The sequence below is a fragment of the Acinetobacter sp. CIP 101966 genome, assembly GCF_000369725.1.
Lineage (GTDB): Bacteria > Pseudomonadota > Gammaproteobacteria > Pseudomonadales > Moraxellaceae > Acinetobacter > Acinetobacter lwoffii_Q.
In genome coordinates this window covers 881,490-898,827 of sequence record NZ_KB850160.1, presented here as the reverse complement: position 1 = coordinate 898,827, position 17,338 = coordinate 881,490, and the positions used below count along the sequence as shown (strand labels likewise).

At 43.1% G+C, this 17,338-nt stretch carries 18 protein-coding genes and 1 tRNA gene; 14 read left to right on the top strand and 5 right to left on the bottom strand.

The window, feature by feature from the left end; translation table 11 throughout:
- Positions 1 to 85 precede the first annotated feature (85 nt).
- Positions 86 to 502 carry a PaaI family thioesterase gene (locus F891_RS10415; protein ID WP_004279069.1) on the top strand — a complete coding sequence of 139 codons (417 nt, stop codon included), beginning with the start codon at positions 86 to 88 and terminating at the stop codon, positions 500 to 502.
- Between the two features lie 109 nt (positions 503 to 611).
- Here F891_RS10415 and nadB read toward each other — a convergent pair whose 3' ends face one another.
- A complete protein-coding gene (nadB, locus tag F891_RS10410) occupies positions 612 to 2,246 on the bottom strand; it encodes an L-aspartate oxidase (protein WP_167513710.1) in 1,635 nt (544 codons plus the stop codon).
- 229 nt (positions 2,247 to 2,475) lie between these two features.
- Here nadB and F891_RS10405 point away from each other — a divergent pair, with 229 nt between their 5' ends.
- The 11 genes from F891_RS10405 (at position 2,476) to F891_RS10355 (ending at position 11,808) form a co-directional block, all read left to right on the top strand.
- Positions 2,476 to 3,861, top strand: a complete 1,386-nt coding sequence (locus F891_RS10405) for a Do family serine endopeptidase (protein WP_004279067.1) — start codon at positions 2,476 to 2,478, stop codon at positions 3,859 to 3,861.
- 120 nt (positions 3,862 to 3,981) lie between these two features.
- Positions 3,982 to 4,434: an acyl-CoA thioesterase gene (locus tag F891_RS10400; protein WP_004279066.1), complete on the top strand. Its 453-nt coding sequence runs from the start codon at positions 3,982 to 3,984 to the stop codon at positions 4,432 to 4,434.
- A gap of 251 nt (positions 4,435 to 4,685) precedes the next feature.
- Entirely contained in the window at positions 4,686 to 6,503 is a 1,818-nt protein-coding gene (gene lepA, locus F891_RS10395; protein WP_004279065.1) for a translation elongation factor 4, read from the top strand.
- Between the two features lie 20 nt (positions 6,504 to 6,523).
- Complete coding sequence (gene lepB / locus F891_RS10390; protein WP_004279064.1) at positions 6,524 to 7,351, top strand: signal peptidase I; 828 nt, start codon at positions 6,524 to 6,526, stop codon at positions 7,349 to 7,351.
- 23 nt (positions 7,352 to 7,374) lie between these two features.
- Positions 7,375 to 7,746: a DUF4845 domain-containing protein gene (locus tag F891_RS10385; protein WP_004279063.1), complete on the top strand. Its 372-nt coding sequence runs from the start codon at positions 7,375 to 7,377 to the stop codon at positions 7,744 to 7,746.
- Entirely contained in the window at positions 7,718 to 8,416 is a 699-nt protein-coding gene (gene rnc, locus F891_RS10380) for a ribonuclease III (protein ID WP_004279062.1), read from the top strand. The genes F891_RS10385 and rnc overlap by 29 nt, the downstream gene beginning before the upstream one ends.
- Positions 8,416 to 9,444: a GTPase Era gene (era, locus tag F891_RS10375; protein ID WP_004279061.1), complete on the top strand. Its 1,029-nt coding sequence runs from the start codon at positions 8,416 to 8,418 to the stop codon at positions 9,442 to 9,444. Before rnc ends, era begins: the two co-directional genes overlap by 1 nt.
- Before the next feature lie 38 nt (positions 9,445 to 9,482).
- Positions 9,483 to 9,680, top strand: a complete 198-nt coding sequence (locus F891_RS10370) for an NF038104 family lipoprotein (RefSeq protein WP_005263469.1) — start codon at positions 9,483 to 9,485, stop codon at positions 9,678 to 9,680.
- Positions 9,681 to 9,691: 11 nt separating this feature from the next.
- Positions 9,692 to 10,402: a DNA repair protein RecO gene (gene recO, locus F891_RS10365; RefSeq protein WP_005263466.1), complete on the top strand. Its 711-nt coding sequence runs from the start codon at positions 9,692 to 9,694 to the stop codon at positions 10,400 to 10,402.
- A 13-nt stretch (positions 10,403 to 10,415) separates the two neighbouring features.
- Positions 10,416 to 11,141, top strand: coding sequence for a pyridoxine 5'-phosphate synthase (gene pdxJ, locus F891_RS10360; protein WP_004279058.1), 726 nt, complete (start codon positions 10,416 to 10,418; stop codon positions 11,139 to 11,141).
- Positions 11,142 to 11,154: 13 nt separating this feature from the next.
- Positions 11,155 to 11,808, top strand: a complete 654-nt coding sequence (locus F891_RS10355) for a MiaE family protein (RefSeq protein ID WP_004279057.1) — start codon at positions 11,155 to 11,157, stop codon at positions 11,806 to 11,808.
- 195 nt (positions 11,809 to 12,003) lie between these two features.
- Here the strand turns inward: F891_RS10355 and F891_RS10350 are convergent.
- Positions 12,004 to 12,079: transfer RNA gene (locus tag F891_RS10350), tRNA-Asn, on the bottom strand.
- A 236-nt stretch (positions 12,080 to 12,315) separates the two neighbouring features.
- Between F891_RS10350 and F891_RS10345 the strand changes: the two genes are divergently transcribed.
- The gene (locus F891_RS10345; RefSeq protein ID WP_004731657.1) at positions 12,316 to 12,771 is read left to right on the top strand and encodes a hypothetical protein; all 456 of its coding nucleotides are present in this window, start codon (positions 12,316 to 12,318) and stop codon (positions 12,769 to 12,771) included.
- A gap of 35 nt (positions 12,772 to 12,806) precedes the next feature.
- On the opposite strand, the gene F891_RS10340 is transcribed toward F891_RS10345, so the two are convergent.
- Positions 12,807 to 13,244, bottom strand: a complete 438-nt coding sequence (locus F891_RS10340; RefSeq protein WP_004279054.1) for a PaaI family thioesterase — start codon at positions 13,242 to 13,244, stop codon at positions 12,807 to 12,809.
- 267 nt (positions 13,245 to 13,511) lie between these two features.
- Here F891_RS10340 and F891_RS10335 point away from each other — a divergent pair, with 267 nt between their 5' ends.
- Positions 13,512 to 14,858, top strand: coding sequence for an MATE family efflux transporter (locus F891_RS10335; RefSeq protein WP_004279053.1), 1,347 nt, complete (start codon positions 13,512 to 13,514; stop codon positions 14,856 to 14,858).
- Positions 14,859 to 14,921: 63 nt separating this feature from the next.
- On the opposite strand, the gene F891_RS10330 is transcribed toward F891_RS10335, so the two are convergent.
- A complete protein-coding gene (locus tag F891_RS10330) occupies positions 14,922 to 16,157 on the bottom strand; it encodes a pyridoxal phosphate-dependent aminotransferase (protein ID WP_004279052.1) in 1,236 nt (411 codons plus the stop codon).
- Between the two features lie 254 nt (positions 16,158 to 16,411).
- Positions 16,412 to 17,239, bottom strand: a complete 828-nt coding sequence (gene map, locus F891_RS10325; RefSeq protein ID WP_004279051.1) for a type I methionyl aminopeptidase — start codon at positions 17,237 to 17,239, stop codon at positions 16,412 to 16,414.
- Positions 17,240 to 17,338: the final 99 nt, after the last annotated feature.

Below are 17,338 nucleotides of genomic sequence, written 5' to 3'. Positions count from 1 at the left end.
AAAATACTTTTTATTTAATTTTTCTCTAGGTTTATCTGTGAAGAATCTTCTATATTAAGGCTGATATAGAAGATTTTTTAATCATATGAAAACGACCAAAACTGAGATAGAACAATTTTTACAACAAGAATTTCCACAAAGCCTGGAGAAGTGCCGGATTGAAGCCGTTTCTCCGCGTGGAGCCACTTTGCTTTATCAGGTGAGATCAGAGGAATTGCGTCCAGGCGGCACGGTTTCTGGCCCAACCATGATGACCTTGGCGGATTTTGCTCTTTATGTTGCCATTCTGGGTGAAATTGGATTGGTCGGTTTGGCCGTGACCACTAACTTGAATATCAATTTTTTACGTAAACCTTCAGGTGGAACCGATATACGGGGAGAATGTAAGCTGATCAAGGTCGGCAAGGCACTGATCGTGGGAGAGGTCTGGATTTATTCGATAGATAATGAAGAACCTGTGGCGCATGTGACAGGAACATATTCAATTCCACCACAACGTTAATTACCTGAAAGATAGAAGACTGGCTGTAAATAGCCTAAGTTAAATTTAAGCAGATAAAAATCTAAAAAGAAAAGGAGATATCACCCAAAGATGTTATCTCCATCCACTTTTAACAATTCACCAAAGGTGTTTCCACTTCAAAATTTGGTGGGACGAGGACTGTTTTGCGTAGTTCTGGTAGCAGCTCGGGATAATCCAAGGTGAAATGCAGACCGCGAGATTCTTTGCGGTGCATGGCGCAGCGCACGATCATCTCGGACACCAACACCAGATTACGCAGCTCGATCAGATTTTTGCTGACCTGGTAATCCTGATAATACTCGGTAATTTCTTTTTTCAGCATTTCAATGCGATGTAGTGCACGTTCCAAGCGTTTGGTGGTGCGGACAATGCCCACATAGTTCCACATGGTCTGACGTAGCTCATCCCAGTTTTGCAGAATCACCACATCTTCATCCGGGTTGGTCACCTGAGAATCATCCCAAGATGGGACTGTAGGAGCTGGCTGATCGGTCTTGAAATTTTTCTGAATGTGCTTGGCCGCACTCATACCATAGACAAAACATTCTAAAAGTGAGTTACTTGCCATTCGGTTAGCACCATGCAGACCAGTATAAGAGGTTTCCCCAATCGCATAGAGTCCGGCAATATCCGTCTGACTGTTTTCATCGACCACGACGCCACCGCAGGTGTAATGGGCTGCCGGAACCACTGGAATCATGTCCTTGGTAATATCGATCCCTAGTTCAAGTAAACGGGCATACAGGGTAGGGAAATGCTCTTTGACAAAGCTTTCATCTTTATGGGTAATGTCCAGCCAGACATGACGTATACCGAGACGCTTGATTTCATAGTCGATGGCACGTGCCACGATATCACGCGGTGCGAGTTCGGCACGTTCATCAAAACGCAGCATAAAGCGTTCACCATCAGGCAGACGCAGATAAGCGCCTTCACCACGCATTGCTTCAGTAATCAGGAAAGAACGTGCTTGTGGATGATACAGGCAGGTCGGATGGAACTGGTTAAATTCCATATTTGCGACCCGGCAGCCGGCACGATAAGCCATGGCAATACCATCACCCGTAGCAATATCTGGATTTGAGGTGTAAAGATAGGCTTTCATGGCACCGCCACAGGCTAGCGCGGTAAATGGTGCCAAGAAGGTATGCACTTTTTCAGTTTTTTCATCCAGTACATATAAACCCAGCGCGCGATTATCGCCGTCTAACCCCAGCTTTTGTGAACAGATCAGGTCAATCGCAATATAATTTTCAAAAATTTTAATATTCTTTTTTTCTTGAGCGCGTTGTACCAGAGTAGTGGAAATGGCACGACCCGTGGCATCGGCCGCATGAATAATTCGGCGCTGTGAATGACCACCTTCACGGGTGAGATGTAATTGTTCCTGTTCATCGAGGGTAAATTGAACGCCATGTTTCAGCAGGAAATCAACCGAGGGTTTGCCACCTTCTACCGTCTGTTTAACCGCATCCATTTCACACAGTTGCGCACCTGCAATCATAGTGTCATCAATATGTTGTTCAATCGAATCCATTTCATCCAGTACTGCGGCCACGCCACCTTGAGCATAAAAAGTGCTGGCATCTGTCAGGGTAGATTTCGCCAACACTGCAATATTAAAATGATCTGGGAGCGATAAGGCTAAACTTAAACCGGCACCGCCACTGCCCACAATAATGACGTCAAATTGATGGGTAAGGGATAAATTAGACATGTCCATCAGCTAATTTTAAAAAAGTTTGGTAATAACAGCGCTTTTTTATACAAAAGGCAAGCGTTGAAGTGCTCATTTATTGATGAAAAAAATTAATCAAAGCCTTAACTTAATGCTTTAATAATGAGATATTGCCCAGAATAAAGTATTGAAACATATTATTACTTAAACTTTACAGTGTTTGTGATAAAACCTATTTACATAAATTTATCAATAATTTGAGTGAATAATTTATATGAAAATTCTAGACTTAAAAAAAGGATTATTTGCAGCCACTCTCACCATGAGTGCTGCACAGTTGCAGGCTGTAACGCCGGTTGATTTTTCAAATCTGGTCGAGCAGGTCAGTCCTGCAGTGGTCAGTGTCAATGTCGTTAAAAAAATGAGCGAAGAAGAGCTCTTACAACAACAAGTGCCGGAAATTCTGCGCCGCTTTTTTGGTAATCAGGTGATTATTCCGCAACAGCGTATGCCACAGGAAAAGACGGGCTATGGCAGTGCATTCTTTATCAGCAAGGATGGTTATCTGCTGACCAATCATCATGTGGTTGAGGATGCTTCCAAAGTCACCATTACCCTGAATGACCGTCGTGAAATTGATGCCACTGTTGTAGGGAGTGATGCACGAACTGACGTAGCTTTGCTTAAAGTTAATGGCTCGAATTTCCCAGAATTACGGACGGGTGATGTAGGACGCTTACGTGTTGGTGAGCCTGTACTCGCAATTGGTTCGCCATTTGGTTTTGATTATTCCGCTTCTGCCGGAATCGTTAGTGCCAAAATGCGTAATATGATGGGTGAAACTGCAGTACCTTTCATCCAGACAGATGTAGCATTGAACCCGGGTAATTCAGGGGGTCCTCTATTTAACCAGCGTGGTGAAGTGGTCGGTGTCAACTCACGGATCTTTAGTGGAACCGGTGGGTATATGGGCTTGTCCTTTTCGATTCCGATTGATGTGGCAATGGAAGTTGCAGATCAGCTGAAAAAGAATGGTAAAGTGACCCGCTCTTATCTGGGCGTGAGTTTGCAGGATATCGACCGTAATCTTGCTGAATCCTATAACCTGCCTAAGCCTGAAGGTTCCTTGGTGACTCAGGTTGCGCCAAATTCACCGGCTGCACGTGCGGGTCTGCGTGCCAGTGATGTGATCTTAAAATACAATGGTACCCCAATCTCACGTACCAGCGAGTTGTTGAACTATTTGAACCGTACTGCACCTCAGCAGCAGGTACAACTTGAAATCTTGCGTGATGATAAACGTCGTAGTATTGCAGCGACTTTAAGTGCGGCACCAGATGATACCCCAGCAAAAGCAAGCACACAGGCTCAACCCAGCAAAGGGCCAGTGATCGGGGTTTCAATTCGTGACCTCAGTCCAGCAGAGTTAGCGAGTCTGGAAATCAAAGGTGGTGTGGTGATTCAGGATGTACGTCCGGGTGGTATTGCAGCACAGGCACGAATCATGCCGAATGATGTGATCACGCAAATTAATAACCAGACAGTACTGAATTCAAATCAGTTTGTGCAAGAGGTGTCTGAACTGAAAAAGGGTAGCATCGCGCGTGTCACCTTGATTCGTCAGGGGCAGCTTGCTGTGGTCGGAATGCGTATCTCATAAGATTGCTAGATTTTCTTGAAAAACCGCTTGTAGAAGCGGTTTTTTATTTTTTGCAATTTATCCGGGCGATAAATTCGGTAGACTCTATAGCCTTAAAATCATGGAAAGGATAACAGCACAGTGAGCGGTATTTTTGATCTTGCATTAACGGTAAAAGCCAAACATATTGATGGATTGGGCCATGTGAATAATGTGGTCTATGTGCAATGGATGCAGGATGTCGCCACAGCCCATATTGAAAAGCTGGGATTGGGATTGAAGGAATATGTGGCACTGAAACATGCCATGGTGGCGGTTGAACATCAGGTGCAATATCGCAAGGCCGCTTTCGAAGGCGATGAAATTATTTTGCGAACCTGGCTCAACGATATCAACGCGCTGTATTCATTTCGACAATATGCATTCTATCGGCCACAGGATCAAACCCTGTTATTTACCGGAAGTACGCAATGGGCCTGTATTGAAATGGCCACAGGGCGCCCAAAACGCATGTCACCAACTTTTACCCAGGCTTATCAGCCACTTTCAGAACATGTAAATCCTTTTGATTTTTCAACTTTACATCTGGATTAATGAGGCAACATTTTCCAGTTTGATCAGTACACTTTGATAATATTGATGAAGAAGTGGAGTTGGGGAGCTATTTTCTAATCATGGTGATCCAGACTTCATCTGACCGATGTGTACACGACATAGGGAATAAAGGAAAAAATATAATTCTTTTTCTAGATCACCATTCTGCTATAATCCTTCGCAATTTCTATTCGGCTTTTGTTATGTAATATTTTTAAATTACATAGCGCGTTTTTTTCTCAAGGTAACCCATGGCGCAAGCTAAAAAATCTGTTGATATTAAAAACATTCGTAACTTCTCGATTATTGCGCACATTGACCACGGTAAATCGACCCTAGCGGATCGCTTTATTCAAACTTGTGGCGGTTTGCAAGATCGTGAAATGCAGGCTCAAGTCCTTGACTCAATGGAGCTTGAGCGCGAACGTGGGATTACCATTAAAGCCACTTCGGTAACCTTGTACTATACGCATCCCAACGGTCAAGAGTATCAGTTGAACTTTATTGATACACCGGGACACGTCGACTTCTCGTATGAAGTCTCACGCTCCCTTGCTGCCTGTGAAGGTGCCTTGCTGGTTGTAGATGCTGCGCAGGGCGTAGAAGCACAGTCTGTTGCTAACTGCTATACCGCAATTGAACAAGGTCTGGAAGTACTTCCGGTACTGAACAAGATCGACTTGCCGCAAGCTGAACCTGAACGTGTCATTCAGGAAATTGAAGACATTATCGGGATTGAAGCCACAGAAGCGCCGACCTGTTCTGCAAAAACAGGTTTAGGTATTGAAGGTGTGCTTGAAACACTGGTCAATGTAATTCCTGCACCTGAGGGTGATCGCGAAGCGCCATTACAAGCGCTGATTGTGGATTCATGGTTTGACAACTACCTTGGTGTAGTTTCTCTGGTTCGGGTCAAGCAGGGTCGAGTGCGTAAAGGCGACAAGATGTTGATCAAATCAACTGGTCAAACGCATATTATTACTTCTGTAGGTATCTTTAACCCGAAACATACTGAAACCGGTATGCTGGAAGCGGGTGAAGTTGGTTTTGTCATTGCCGGTATCAAAGATATTTTCGGTGCGCCAGTCGGTGATACGATTACATTGGCAACCACACCTGAAGTGGCAACATTGCCGGGCTTTAAAAAGGTGAAACCACAGGTTTATGCTGGTCTATTCCCGATTGATGCCAGCGATTTTGAACCTTTCCGTGAAGCATTGCACAAGCTGCAAATCAATGACTCGGCTTTGTTCTTTGAACCTGAAAGTTCAGATGCGCTCGGTTTTGGTTTCCGCTGTGGTTTCTTGGGCATGCTGCACATGGAAATCGTACAGGAGCGTCTGGAACGCGAGTATGATCTTGACCTGATTTCTTCTGCGCCAACCGTAATTTATGAAGCGGTGATGAAGAATGGTCAGACGATTTATATCGACAGTCCATCCAAAATGCCGGATGGTTCAACGGTTGAAGATTTACGTGAACCGATTGCTGAGTGTCATATTCTGGTACCGCAAGAATACTTGGGTAACGTCATGACGTTATGTGTTGAGCGCCGTGGTGTGCAAAAAGACATGAAGTTTATGGCGAATCAGGTTTCCATTACTTTCGAAATTCCAATGGCCGAAGTGGTCATGGACTTCTTTGATAAATTGAAGTCTTGTTCACGTGGTTTTGCATCACTGGACTATAACTTTGTCCGTTTTGAAAGCTCATCTTTAGTCAAAGTAGATGTCTTGATCAATGGGGAAAAAGTCGATGCCTTGGCGATGATCTGTCACCGTAATGATGCACGTCATCGTGGTATTGCACTGGTTGAAAAAATGAAAGACCTGATTCCACGTCAAATGTTTGATGTCGCGATTCAGGCGGCAATTGGTGCGCAAATCATTGCACGTTCGACTGTAAAAGCGATGCGTAAAAACGTATTGGCGAAGTGTTATGGTGGTGACGTGTCACGTAAGAAAAAACTTCTGTCTAAACAGAAAGAAGGTAAGAAACGCATGAAACAGGTGGGTAGCGTAGAAATCCCGCAAGAAGCGTTCTTAGCTGTATTAAAAGTCGAACGCTAAAATAATAAGGATATAAGCCCATGGATTTTGATTTTAATTTGATTCTTGTTCCTGCGACCCTGTTTTTTGTCGCAGTGTGGTTGCTAGACAAGTTTGTTTTGAAGCAAAGACAAACCCGAGGCAAAGGCCATGAGAATTTCATTATCACCTGGGCTTATGACTTTTGGCCGGTACTGGCCATCGTGCTGGTATTGCGTTCGTTTTTATATGAACCTTTTAATATTCCATCCGATTCGATGGTGCCGACGCTGGAAACCGGCGATTTTATTCTGGTGAATAAATTTGACTATGGCATCAAACTGCCTATGGTCAATACCAAAATTATTGATACCGGCAGCCCGGAACGTGGTGATGTAGCGGTATTCCGTTATCCACCGCAACCGACCATCAGTTATATCAAGCGTATTGTCGGCTTGCCAGGCGATCATATTGTTTATGATCATGGCCAGTTGAGCATTAATGGTGAAAAAGTGGCGAAAGTTCCAGTAGAATTTAGCCGCGAAAAAGACCGTTTAGATACTCCAAATGCCATTTATCATAAAGAAACCTTGGGTGAGCATACCTTTACCATGCGTGAGCTGGAAGGTGTGAATGTCGCTCGTCAGGCACCTTTTATTAACTATCTGGAAAATGGTAAATATTCAGGTGAAAATGGTTTATATTGGGAAGTGAAAGTGCCAGAAGGTCATTACTTTGCGATGGGGGATAATCGCGATCAGAGTGCTGACAGTCGTTTTTGGGGGCTTGTTCCGGAAGAAAACTTAACAGGTCGTGCCTTCTATATCTGGATGCATAAAGAACCTGGCTTTAAATTGCCATCGTTTGGTCGAAACGGAACAATCGATTAATTGTTTCAATCAGGAAAATAAAAATGAGACATCAACAAGGTGCTTCTTATATTGGGGTTTTAATTGCAATCGTGGGCTTTGCATTTCTTGCAAAAGTGGCGATTGCGGTGTGGGGACCATACTTCGATGATCGTATGGTAGATGGTGAGATTGAGGCGCTGTTAAAAAGTGCTCCAGCCAATATAACGCCAGAAAAATTCCGTCAACAGATGAGTCAGCGTTTAGAAATGAATAATATTCGTGATCTAAAGTTTGACGAAATTGCCAAAGTTACCAATACCGATGGTTTACAGGTGCACAAGAATTATGAAATTCGTAAAAATTTCATAATGAATATCGATTTAGTGATGAAGTTTGAGAAAGAGTTTGATCAAAGCACAGTCAAAGCTAAATGATGAACGTCTTGCCAAACGGATCGGCTATCAGTTTAAACAGGCTGATTTGCTGAAACTGGCATTGACTCATCGTTCAGTCAGTCATAAACACAACTACGAGCGCCTGGAATTTCTGGGCGATTCTCTTTTAGGGATGATCATTGCGAATTATCTTTTTAATGCCTATCCAAGCGAAAATGAAGGCCGGTTGACGCGTATGCGTGCAACCCTGGTTCGTCAGGAAGCATTAGGAAAAATCGCCAATGATTTAAAACTGAGCCAGAATTTAATTCTCAGTACCGGTGAATTGAAATCTGGTGGTCATCATCGTGAGTCTATACTGGCAGATACGGTAGAAGCCATTATTGGCGCAATCTATGTCGACTGCGGTGATCTCACTGTGCTAGAACCGATTGTGTTAAAATGGTACGAACCCTATTTAGATCATATTGAGCCCACAGATCAGCTTAAAGATCCTAAATCTCGCTTACAAGAGTATTTACAAGCACGTAAGAAACCTCTCCCAGTTTACGAGGTTGTAGATATTCAAGGTGATGCACCCAATCAGCATTTTAAAGTGGAATGCCAGATTGCGGGATTGCCGACTATGCAAGGCGAAGGCGCGAGCCGGCGTTTTGCTGAACAAGCCGTTGCGGCGGATATTTTGAAACTTTTGGAGCATAAGTCTTAATGACTACTCATTCCGATCACATTGATGCTGATCACGAGTCGCAAAGCGACAGTCACGACCTTATTAGTCAATTTTTTAGTGCGCAAGGCACCGAAATCCCATCAGATTATCGTAGTGGTTTTGTTGCTATTGTAGGTCGCCCGAATGTGGGTAAATCTACCTTAATGAACCATATTCTGGGTCAGAAACTTTCGATTACTTCACGTAAACCGCAAACCACACGTCATAAAATTGTGGGGATTGATTCACGTGAAAAATCTCAGGCAGTATTTGTTGATACACCTGGGATGCATAAAAAAGAAGTCCGTGCCATCAATAAAATGATGAACCGTGCGGCACATTCGGCTTTGCGTGATGTGAACCTGGTTTTATTCGTAGTGGATGCACAAAAGTGGACGCCAAACGATGACCTGGTTCTGGAAAAGCTGAAAAATGCTGAAATGCCAGTCATTCTGGTGATTAACAAGCTGGATACTTTTGAAAACAAGAACGAAGCTCTGCCGCTGATTCGTGAACGCGAAAAGCTGATGAACTTTGCAGAAATCGTACCGGTATCTGCGCTTCGTGGTGCCAATCTTGAACATTTGCGTGACACGATTGCCAAGTATCTTCCATTCCAGCCACCACTGTACTCGCTGGATCAACTGACCGATCGTTCAGAGCGTTTCCTGGCATCTGAAATTATCCGTGAAAAGATCATGCGCCAACTGGGTGAAGAGCTTCCATACGATTTGACCGTTCAGATCGAATCCTTCAAAACTGAAGAACCGGTCTTGAATGAAAAAACCGGTCGTATGAAGGCAGCCTGTACCTATATTGATGCCACGATTTTTGTCGATCGTCCGAGCCAAAAAGCCATTGTGATTGGCGAGAAAGGTGTCAAACTGAAGAAAATCGGTATGGATGCGCGTCTCGACATGGAAAAAATGTTCGAGCAAAAAATCATGCTAACCCTTTGGGTGAAAGTCAAAGGTGGCTGGTCTGATGATGAGCGTGCATTAAAAAGCTTAGGTTATAGTGATATCTAAGCGATAAAAATTTGTAAGACTCTTTAAGGAATGCCGTGATGATAAAAGTGTTAGCAGTAGTTGTATGTGTTTTATTCCTGCAAGGCTGTATTCATAAAGTGGTCACGGTTCCTGTCAAGGTGGCTTATAAAACCACAAAAGTCGCAGTCAAAGGTACTGCGGCTGTTGTGGGTGCAGTGATCCCGGATGGGGATGACGAAGAAGATGATAAAAAATCAAAAAAAGATAAGGATTAAAGTACCCGCTTATGCGTAATGAAGTACTGCATGGCTATTTGATTCATCATCGTAAGTACCGTGAACGCAGTCATATTGTGCATTTATTTACCCAAGAATATGGCAGGGTAGATGGTATTCTCAGGCAAATGCCACCACCACAGTATCAGCCCATTCGCTTGCAGGCTTCAGGTAAATCCGAACTCAAAAATTTTACTAAACTGGAAATTGTCAATCAGCCGATTTTCTTTTTTGGCGATGCCTTTTTCTCGGGTTTTTATTTGAATGAAATCCTGTTACGGCTATGTCCTTTAGAAGTCGAAATGCCGCAAACTTTTGCCAAATATGCTGAGACCTTGACTGCATTACAGCAATTATCCGCACAATCCAATCCAAATTTATATTTAAAACAGATCTTGCGTCAGTTTGAGCATGTTCTGCTAGAAGAACTCGGTTATGGTCTGGATTTTTCAGTAGATGCCAATCAGGTGCAGATTAATCCTGAGCAACATTATTATTTTCAGCTCAATGCTGGCTTTATGCCATCGGCTAAGGCCTTGCGCTCCACTATGTCTGGTCAACAGATTTTAAGTATGTTGACGCATGAAAATGGTGGGGATTTTAATCCGGAACAGTTACAATTACTGACGAAACTATATCGACAGGTGATCACGGCTTTGCTCGGTGATCGACCATTAAAGAGTCGACAACTCTGGATTCAAAACTCTCAATCTCAATCGTAGTTAGGAGAAGATTATGGCTGCATTACTTGGTGTCAATATTGACCATGTCGCAACATTAAGACAAGCACGTGGTACGACGTACCCAGACCCAGTCAATGCTGCATTGATCTGCGAACAGGCAGGGGCAGAAGGCATTACCTTGCACTTGCGTGAAGACCGTCGTCACATTCAGGATGACGATGTACGTCGTATGCGTCCTGTGTTAAAAACCCGTATGAACCTTGAGTTGGCGATAACGGATGAAATGATTGCCTTTGCCAAGGAAATCAAGCCACAGCATGTTTGCTTTGTTCCTGAAAAACGTCAGGAAGTGACCACTGAAGGTGGTTTGGATGTCGTGGGCAATTTTGATGCTGTAAAAGCAGCGACTCAAGAACTGGCAGCCATTGGTTGTGATGTATCTTTATTTATTGATGCTGATTTTGCACAAATTGATGCAGCAGTTGCTTGTGGTGCACCGACGATTGAGATTCACACAGGCGCCTATGCCGATGCAGAAACTCCAGAAGCGCAACAGGCGGAACTTGAACGTATTATCAAAGGTGCTGAATATGCTGTATCTAAAGGTCTGGTGGTGAATGCAGGTCATGGTTTAAATCTGGATAATGTAACGCCAATCGCCGCGATTCCGCAGATTCATGAGCTCAATATTGGTCATTCTTTAATTGCGGATGCGGTATTTGTCGGTCTGGCACAAGCGGTTCAGCAAATGAAAGCCGTGATTAAGTCAGCGCGTTAAGATTAGAGTAATTATGTCGAATATTAATTATGATGAACTGATGCAGCCAGTGATTGCTTTCCTCGGTTGTGAAACACCGCAAGCATGGCTAGATATGGCGGTCGAAAATCTTGAAATCTTAATGCAAGATCATGCCAACTGTGAAAAAAAAGCAGCTAGCACTGCCATGAACCTGATGTTCCGCTATAGTTATTTTGTTGATCTACAGGTGAAGCTTGCGCAGCTGGTACGTGAAGAAATGCTGCATTATGAGCAAGTACTTGAATTGATGAACAAGCGCGGTCAGGCTTGGCAGAACTTGAGTGCAGGGCGTTATGCTGGTGGTTTACGCAAAGAAATCCGGACTTTTGAACCTGAAGCCTTGATTGATGTCTTGGTGATTGGTGCCTTTGTGGAAGCACGTTCCTGTGAGCGTTTCTACGCACTTGCTTCGCGTGTTGATGATGAGTTAGCACGTTACTACCGTTATCTGCTCAAGTCCGAATCTCGCCATTTTGAAGACTATCTGGCTTTGGCGATGGATGTGGCAACCACGGCGAAACTGAAAAATCCGAAAGAGGATATTCAGGAGCGAATCTTGCATATTCGTGAAGTTGAAAAACAGCTAATTCTCGCGCCTGATGAAACTTTCCGTTTTCATAGCGGTGTGCCGGCTCAAGCGGCTTAATCTCGGTGACAGCTTAAAAATCCTCCATCTATGGGGGATTTTTTATATCTCGAAATTTTAAAAGAGGGGTATTTATATATCGAGTTTTATGAGGGATTGAAAATAATTATTTATTTTAAATATTTGAAAATAACAAGCCGTCAAATTTTAAGTAATAAAAAAGCCCACTTCATTATGAGTGGGCTTTCTTGAATTTGGCTCTCCAACCTGGGCTCGAACCAGGGACCTGCGGATTAACAGTCCGTCGCTCTACCGACTGAGCTATTGGAGAATCTGAAAGCGATTATAGAGAGATTTTGACAGGGGTCAAGTAAAAATTATCATATTTATTATAAATACAGCCTGTCTGTTTTTAATTTAGGCAATTGCATAAATTTCACGAAAAATACTTGTCAGAATAAATTTCACTTGCTAGATTAAAACCATAAAGTCGTTTGACCAAATGGTCAAACAGTGTGGATTTAAACCTACTTGCCAGCACAAAAATGGCTAAACCGGAGACAGCGAATGAATACGCTCAGCATCCCTCAAATTTTCTCTCAACTGGCTTATTATCAAGAAAACTATCTGCAAATTATTGCTGATCCTGCACAGTATTATATCCCGGTTAAAGACGCTCATATCACGCTATGGCCCTTGGCGCAAAAATCACTTTATTTAGGTGATTTGCTGCAATTATGGTTTGCAGAAAAATGGTTGGTAGAAACTGAACGTCAATTTAACTTTGAAGTTTTCCTGAATGCAGACTATCTGAAAGAGCGAGACAAAGATCTTTATATCTATGCCATTTCTGGGAATCTTTTGACGGGAACCAATCAGTCTAAAGCGTGGCAAGCCTCAATAACACAAACACAAGATGTGGAATTAGCCAATGTTTCCAAGCATTATTTTGAGTTTCAAGGCTTAACTCGACCACGCTTGTCATTTGTTGAAGCGGGGCAGGCGAAAAGCAGTATTATTTAAATGAATTACCTGATGAGTTGTGCAGGCTAGCAATTTCATTCAGTCCGAATAATCATACAGGTCGCAGTGGCATGAGCATACAGGCGACCTTCTTCATCCAGAATCTGACCTTCAGAAATACCTAAATTTTTACTGAGATTAATTGATTTTCCTACGGCTTTCAGTGGCTGATTCTGAGGTATAGGGCGGCACATCTTTACATTCAGATCAATGGTGCCATAACCGACACCTGCTTCAAGTAAAGTATGAATCGCGCAGCCTGTCACGGTATCCAAAACGGTTGCAGCAAAACCACCATGGACGCCGCCAAGCGGATTTAAATGTCGATGATCAGCTTTGACCTTAAATTCTACATGTCCGCTTTCAATCACTGCTGGTTGCATCGACATGGTTTCGCTAATACTTGGGGCCGGGATTTTTTCATCACGCATCGCTTCCAGTAATGCTAAACCGCTCATTTCTTTTGGGTTCATTGTACTTTTCCTTTCATTATTCTTGAGTTATTGAGGTTTAATTCAAAATTGTGACATCGATAATAGCAATCTGGTATAGGAATGGCGGATTATTTTGTAAGAAGTGCATTGCCTGCACCTGAGTAAAATCATTTTTATAAAAAATAAGAAATAGAATAATTTATGGCACGATACTGGTATACATTTCTAATGAAATATCTCAGATCTAAATAATCTGCCAAAAAAAACGAATCTTATAAAAGAATTAAAAAATCGAGTGATAGGGTGATGAAACAGTTTCTGCATCTTTGGGTGCCTATTTTTCTCAGTAATGCCATTATTATGCTCAGTAGTTTGTTCGACGTGATTTTTCTATCACATTTTTCACCTCAGCATGTGGCTGCATTGGCAGTCTGTTTGTCTGTTTATTCTTTGTGCTTTGTGACGGGTATTGGGGTGTTACAGGGCATGATGCAAGAGCTGGCAGAAGCCAATGGACGTCAGGATTATGCGGATATACAACGTATCGTGAAGCAAAGTATTTTGATTGTACTGGTGATTTCTGCTGTTGCGATGTACTTGTTTAATCATGCGACTCCTTTACTTTATTTTTTAAAGGCAGATGCGGCCTTACAGGCATTGATTGTGCCATGTCTGTGGCTGTTGGCTTGGACGATTCCAGCGCATTTATTGTTGCGTATTTTATATATTTTCACCCAAGCCTGTGGGCAGGCTAAGCGTGTGTTTTACGCCAATATGATCTATTTACTGCTCAAAGTGGCTTTGGCTTATGTCTTGATTTATGGCATTGAGGGTTATGTTACAAGCTATGGGGTTGAAGGTGCATTCATGGCACATTTAATTGTGCAGTGGGTACTGTTGTTTGTTTACTATTTTTTCTTCCTTGAGCAGAAGTTAAAGATCCAGTGGTCTGGTGTTTTCTTTCACTGGCAGACTTTGTTGAAAATTTTAAAAATTGGATTGCCCAATGCGGTGGTGACTTTTGTGGATGTATTTGCCATCAGCGCGATTGCTTTGCTGATCTTGCCTTTGGGTGACATTGTAGTGAATGCACATCAGGTGATGCTTGGTTTATTGGGCCTGATGTTTATGTTGCCGATGTCGATGGCATCCGCCTTCGGTATTTTGGTGTCGACTCAAATTGGTGCGGAGCAGATTGATGCTGCATGGCAACTCAGTAAGCGGGCACTGATGGCTGTGATGCTAATAGCTATCGTTGTCGTGTTGACTATTTGGGGCTTAGATAGTTGGATTGTGGGGTTATTTAGCAATGATGCGCAGGTGATTGCATTAGCCTTGGCATTGATCCTGTTAATGTGTTGGATGCATATCTTTGATGCGCTACTGGTGATTAGTTTGGCAATGCTACGTTGCTGGCGAGAAATTGTCAGACCGATGTTTATTTTTATCAGTACCGTGCTGGTCGTGGGCTTAGGTGGTGGTTGGTATGTGACGTATCATCCAATGACACTGTTCAATTGGCAAAGCAATGCATTGGGGATTCATGGTTTTTGGTGGATGTTGAGTATTGCGTACACGATTGCAGCAAGTCTATGTTTTGTTTGTTTGCTCATTAAATACTTGAGCTATAAGCGAATACGACTCACTGTTTAATACATGTTGAAGAACATAAAAAAACCCGCGAAATTCGCGGGTTTTTTTATCTAGGAAGCTAGATTATTTTGCAGCTTTTTCAGCTTCGATTGAAGCAATCGCAGCATCAACGCCTTCGATAGAATCAGCAGCTTTCTTGATACGAGCAAGGGCATCTACCAGTACTTCGTCAGCAGTAGCGTAAGAGATACGCATAAAACCGCCAAGACCGAATGCATCGCCAGGAACCACTGCAACGCCAGTCTCTTCCAGTAACCATGCAGAGAATTCTGTGCAAGATTTAAGACCTTTGGCACGAATCAACGGTTTGATGTTGGCATATGCATAGAATGCGCCATCAGCAGGCAAGCAAGAAATACCGTGAATATCATTCAAGCCTTTCACAACTAGGTCATGACGACGTTTGAATGCTTCAATCATTGGTTCAAGAACGTCTTGAGGACCATTCAATGCAGCTTCAGCAGCAACTTGCGAAATAGAAGTTGGGTTAGAAGTTGATTGAGACTGGATCTTTTTCATTGCACCAATCAGTTTAGCAGGGCCCGCTGCGTAGCCGATACGCCAGCCAGTCATTGCATAAGCTTTAGACACACCGTTTAACACAATCGTGCGGTCATAAAGGTCTGGAGCAACAGTTGCGATGTTGTAGAACTCGTCATCCCAACGGATTGGTTCATACATGTCGTCAGATGCGATAAATACTTCTGGGTATTTACGAAGTACGCCAGCCAGCGCTTCAAGCTCAGCTTTAGTGTAGATCATACCTGTAGGGTTAGATGGGCTGTTCAATACCACTAGACGTGTTTTGTCCGTGATTGCAGCTTCTAATTGTTCAGGGGTGATTTTGAAACGTTGTTCTTCACCACATTTCACAATAACTGGTACGCCTTCAGCGATGATCACCATGTCCGGGTAGCTTACCCAGAAAGGTGCAGGAATAATCACTTCATCACCTTTGTTTAACAAAGCAAGTGCCAAGTTAAAGAATGATTGCTTACCACCACAAGAAACCAGAATCTGGTTTGCTGCATAGTCTAGGTTATTGTCGCGTTTGAATTTAGCAATAATGGCTTTTTTAAGACCTGGCGTACCGTCAACAGCGGTGTATTTGGTGAAACCGTTGTTAATCGCTGCAATTGCTGCATCTTTGATGTGTTGAGGGGTATCAAAATCTGGTTCACCTGCGCCCAAACCAATCACGTTGTGACCTGCAGCTTTTAATTCAGCAGCTTTGTTGGTCACAGCAAGCGTAGGGGACGGTTTGATGGCATTCACACGATCAGAGAGACGTACGTCCACGGCAGTATTCCTTCTTATAGGGATTAAAAAATAAAAAGCACATTATCTTAGCCTAAAATGGTGCAGATAGGGCAAAAGAATTTGGAAAACTTTAAGGAAAAAATGGTGTATTGACCGAACTTTATCTTGAATTTCGATGCGCTGGGAGCAGGCGAGGAGAGACTTGTTACATCTCGGTCATGCATATTGATGCATGAAATATAAAATAAAAATGGCCACTTTAAAGTGACCATTTTGTGTTGTTGATGTTGTGGTTACGCACTAAAGCGTGACAAATCTTCGTCCGGGCGTGCTGTTAAAATTTCCGCGCCGGTTTTAGTCACCAGAATTGTATGTTCATATTGTGCCGACAATGAGTGATCTTTGGTGACCACTGTCCATTTATCACCGAGTAATTTGGTTTTCCAGTCGCCGCCATTGACCATTGGCTCAATGGTAAAGGTCATGCCTTCTTCAAGCACCATGCCAGTATCTGGTTGACCATAATGCAGCACTTGCGGTTCGTCATGGAAAGTCGTACCAATACCGTGACCACAATATTCACGTACCACGCCAAAACGCTCAGATTCAACATACTGCTGAATGGCATGACCAATATCGCCAATAGTTGAACCCGGTTTTACAGTTTCAATACCCCGGTACATGGCTTCTTGCGCTACCTTACATAGACGGTTGGCAAGAATTGAAGTTTCACCACCCACGATATACATCATGTTGGTGTCACCATGGTAGCCATCTTTAATCACGGTCACATCAATGTTCAGGATGTCGCCTTTTTTCAATTTTTTACTGTCTGATGGAATGCCGTGACACACCACATGGTTTACAGAAGTACAAATAGTATGTTGGAAGGCAGGTCGACCCGGTGCAGCGCCATAGCCTAAGCATGCAGGAATTGCCTGTTGTTGATTGACAATATAGTCATGACAAATCGTATCAAGTTCCAGAGTGGTGACACCTGGAACAATATGCGGTTTGATCATATCCAAAACTTCTGCCGCCAGTCGCCCTGCCACACGCATTTTTTCAATTTCGTCAGGGGTTTTGATGAGTCGACGTGGAGCTTGATAAGTGTTGTTCATGATCTCTAAAAACTTTTGGAAATTTGTGTGTGACTATGGTATAAATAGCCGCCCATTTTATCAAATGCTTTTTCGTGAATAAATTTCACGGGCTTTGTG

Coding starts and splice junctions, on each gene's coding strand:
- F891_RS10415 (WP_004279069.1), top strand. CDS start 86: ATGAAAACGACCAAAACTGAGATAGAACAATTTTTACAACAAGAATTT.
- nadB (WP_167513710.1), bottom strand. CDS start 2,246: ATGGACATGTCTAATTTATCCCTTACCCATCAATTTGACGTCATTATT.
- F891_RS10405 (WP_004279067.1), top strand. CDS start 2,476: ATGAAAATTCTAGACTTAAAAAAAGGATTATTTGCAGCCACTCTCACC.
- lepA (WP_004279065.1), top strand. CDS start 4,686: ATGGCGCAAGCTAAAAAATCTGTTGATATTAAAAACATTCGTAACTTC.
- lepB (WP_004279064.1), top strand. CDS start 6,524: ATGGATTTTGATTTTAATTTGATTCTTGTTCCTGCGACCCTGTTTTTT.
- F891_RS10385 (WP_004279063.1), top strand. CDS start 7,375: ATGAGACATCAACAAGGTGCTTCTTATATTGGGGTTTTAATTGCAATC.
- era (WP_004279061.1), top strand. CDS start 8,416: ATGACTACTCATTCCGATCACATTGATGCTGATCACGAGTCGCAAAGC.
- F891_RS10370 (WP_005263469.1), top strand. CDS start 9,483: ATGATAAAAGTGTTAGCAGTAGTTGTATGTGTTTTATTCCTGCAAGGC.
- recO (WP_005263466.1), top strand. CDS start 9,692: ATGCGTAATGAAGTACTGCATGGCTATTTGATTCATCATCGTAAGTAC.
- pdxJ (WP_004279058.1), top strand. CDS start 10,416: ATGGCTGCATTACTTGGTGTCAATATTGACCATGTCGCAACATTAAGA.
- F891_RS10355 (WP_004279057.1), top strand. CDS start 11,155: ATGTCGAATATTAATTATGATGAACTGATGCAGCCAGTGATTGCTTTC.
- F891_RS10345 (WP_004731657.1), top strand. CDS start 12,316: ATGAATACGCTCAGCATCCCTCAAATTTTCTCTCAACTGGCTTATTAT.
- F891_RS10340 (WP_004279054.1), bottom strand. CDS start 13,244: ATGAACCCAAAAGAAATGAGCGGTTTAGCATTACTGGAAGCGATGCGT.
- F891_RS10335 (WP_004279053.1), top strand. CDS start 13,512: ATGAAACAGTTTCTGCATCTTTGGGTGCCTATTTTTCTCAGTAATGCC.
- map (WP_004279051.1), bottom strand. CDS start 17,239: ATGAACAACACTTATCAAGCTCCACGTCGACTCATCAAAACCCCTGAC.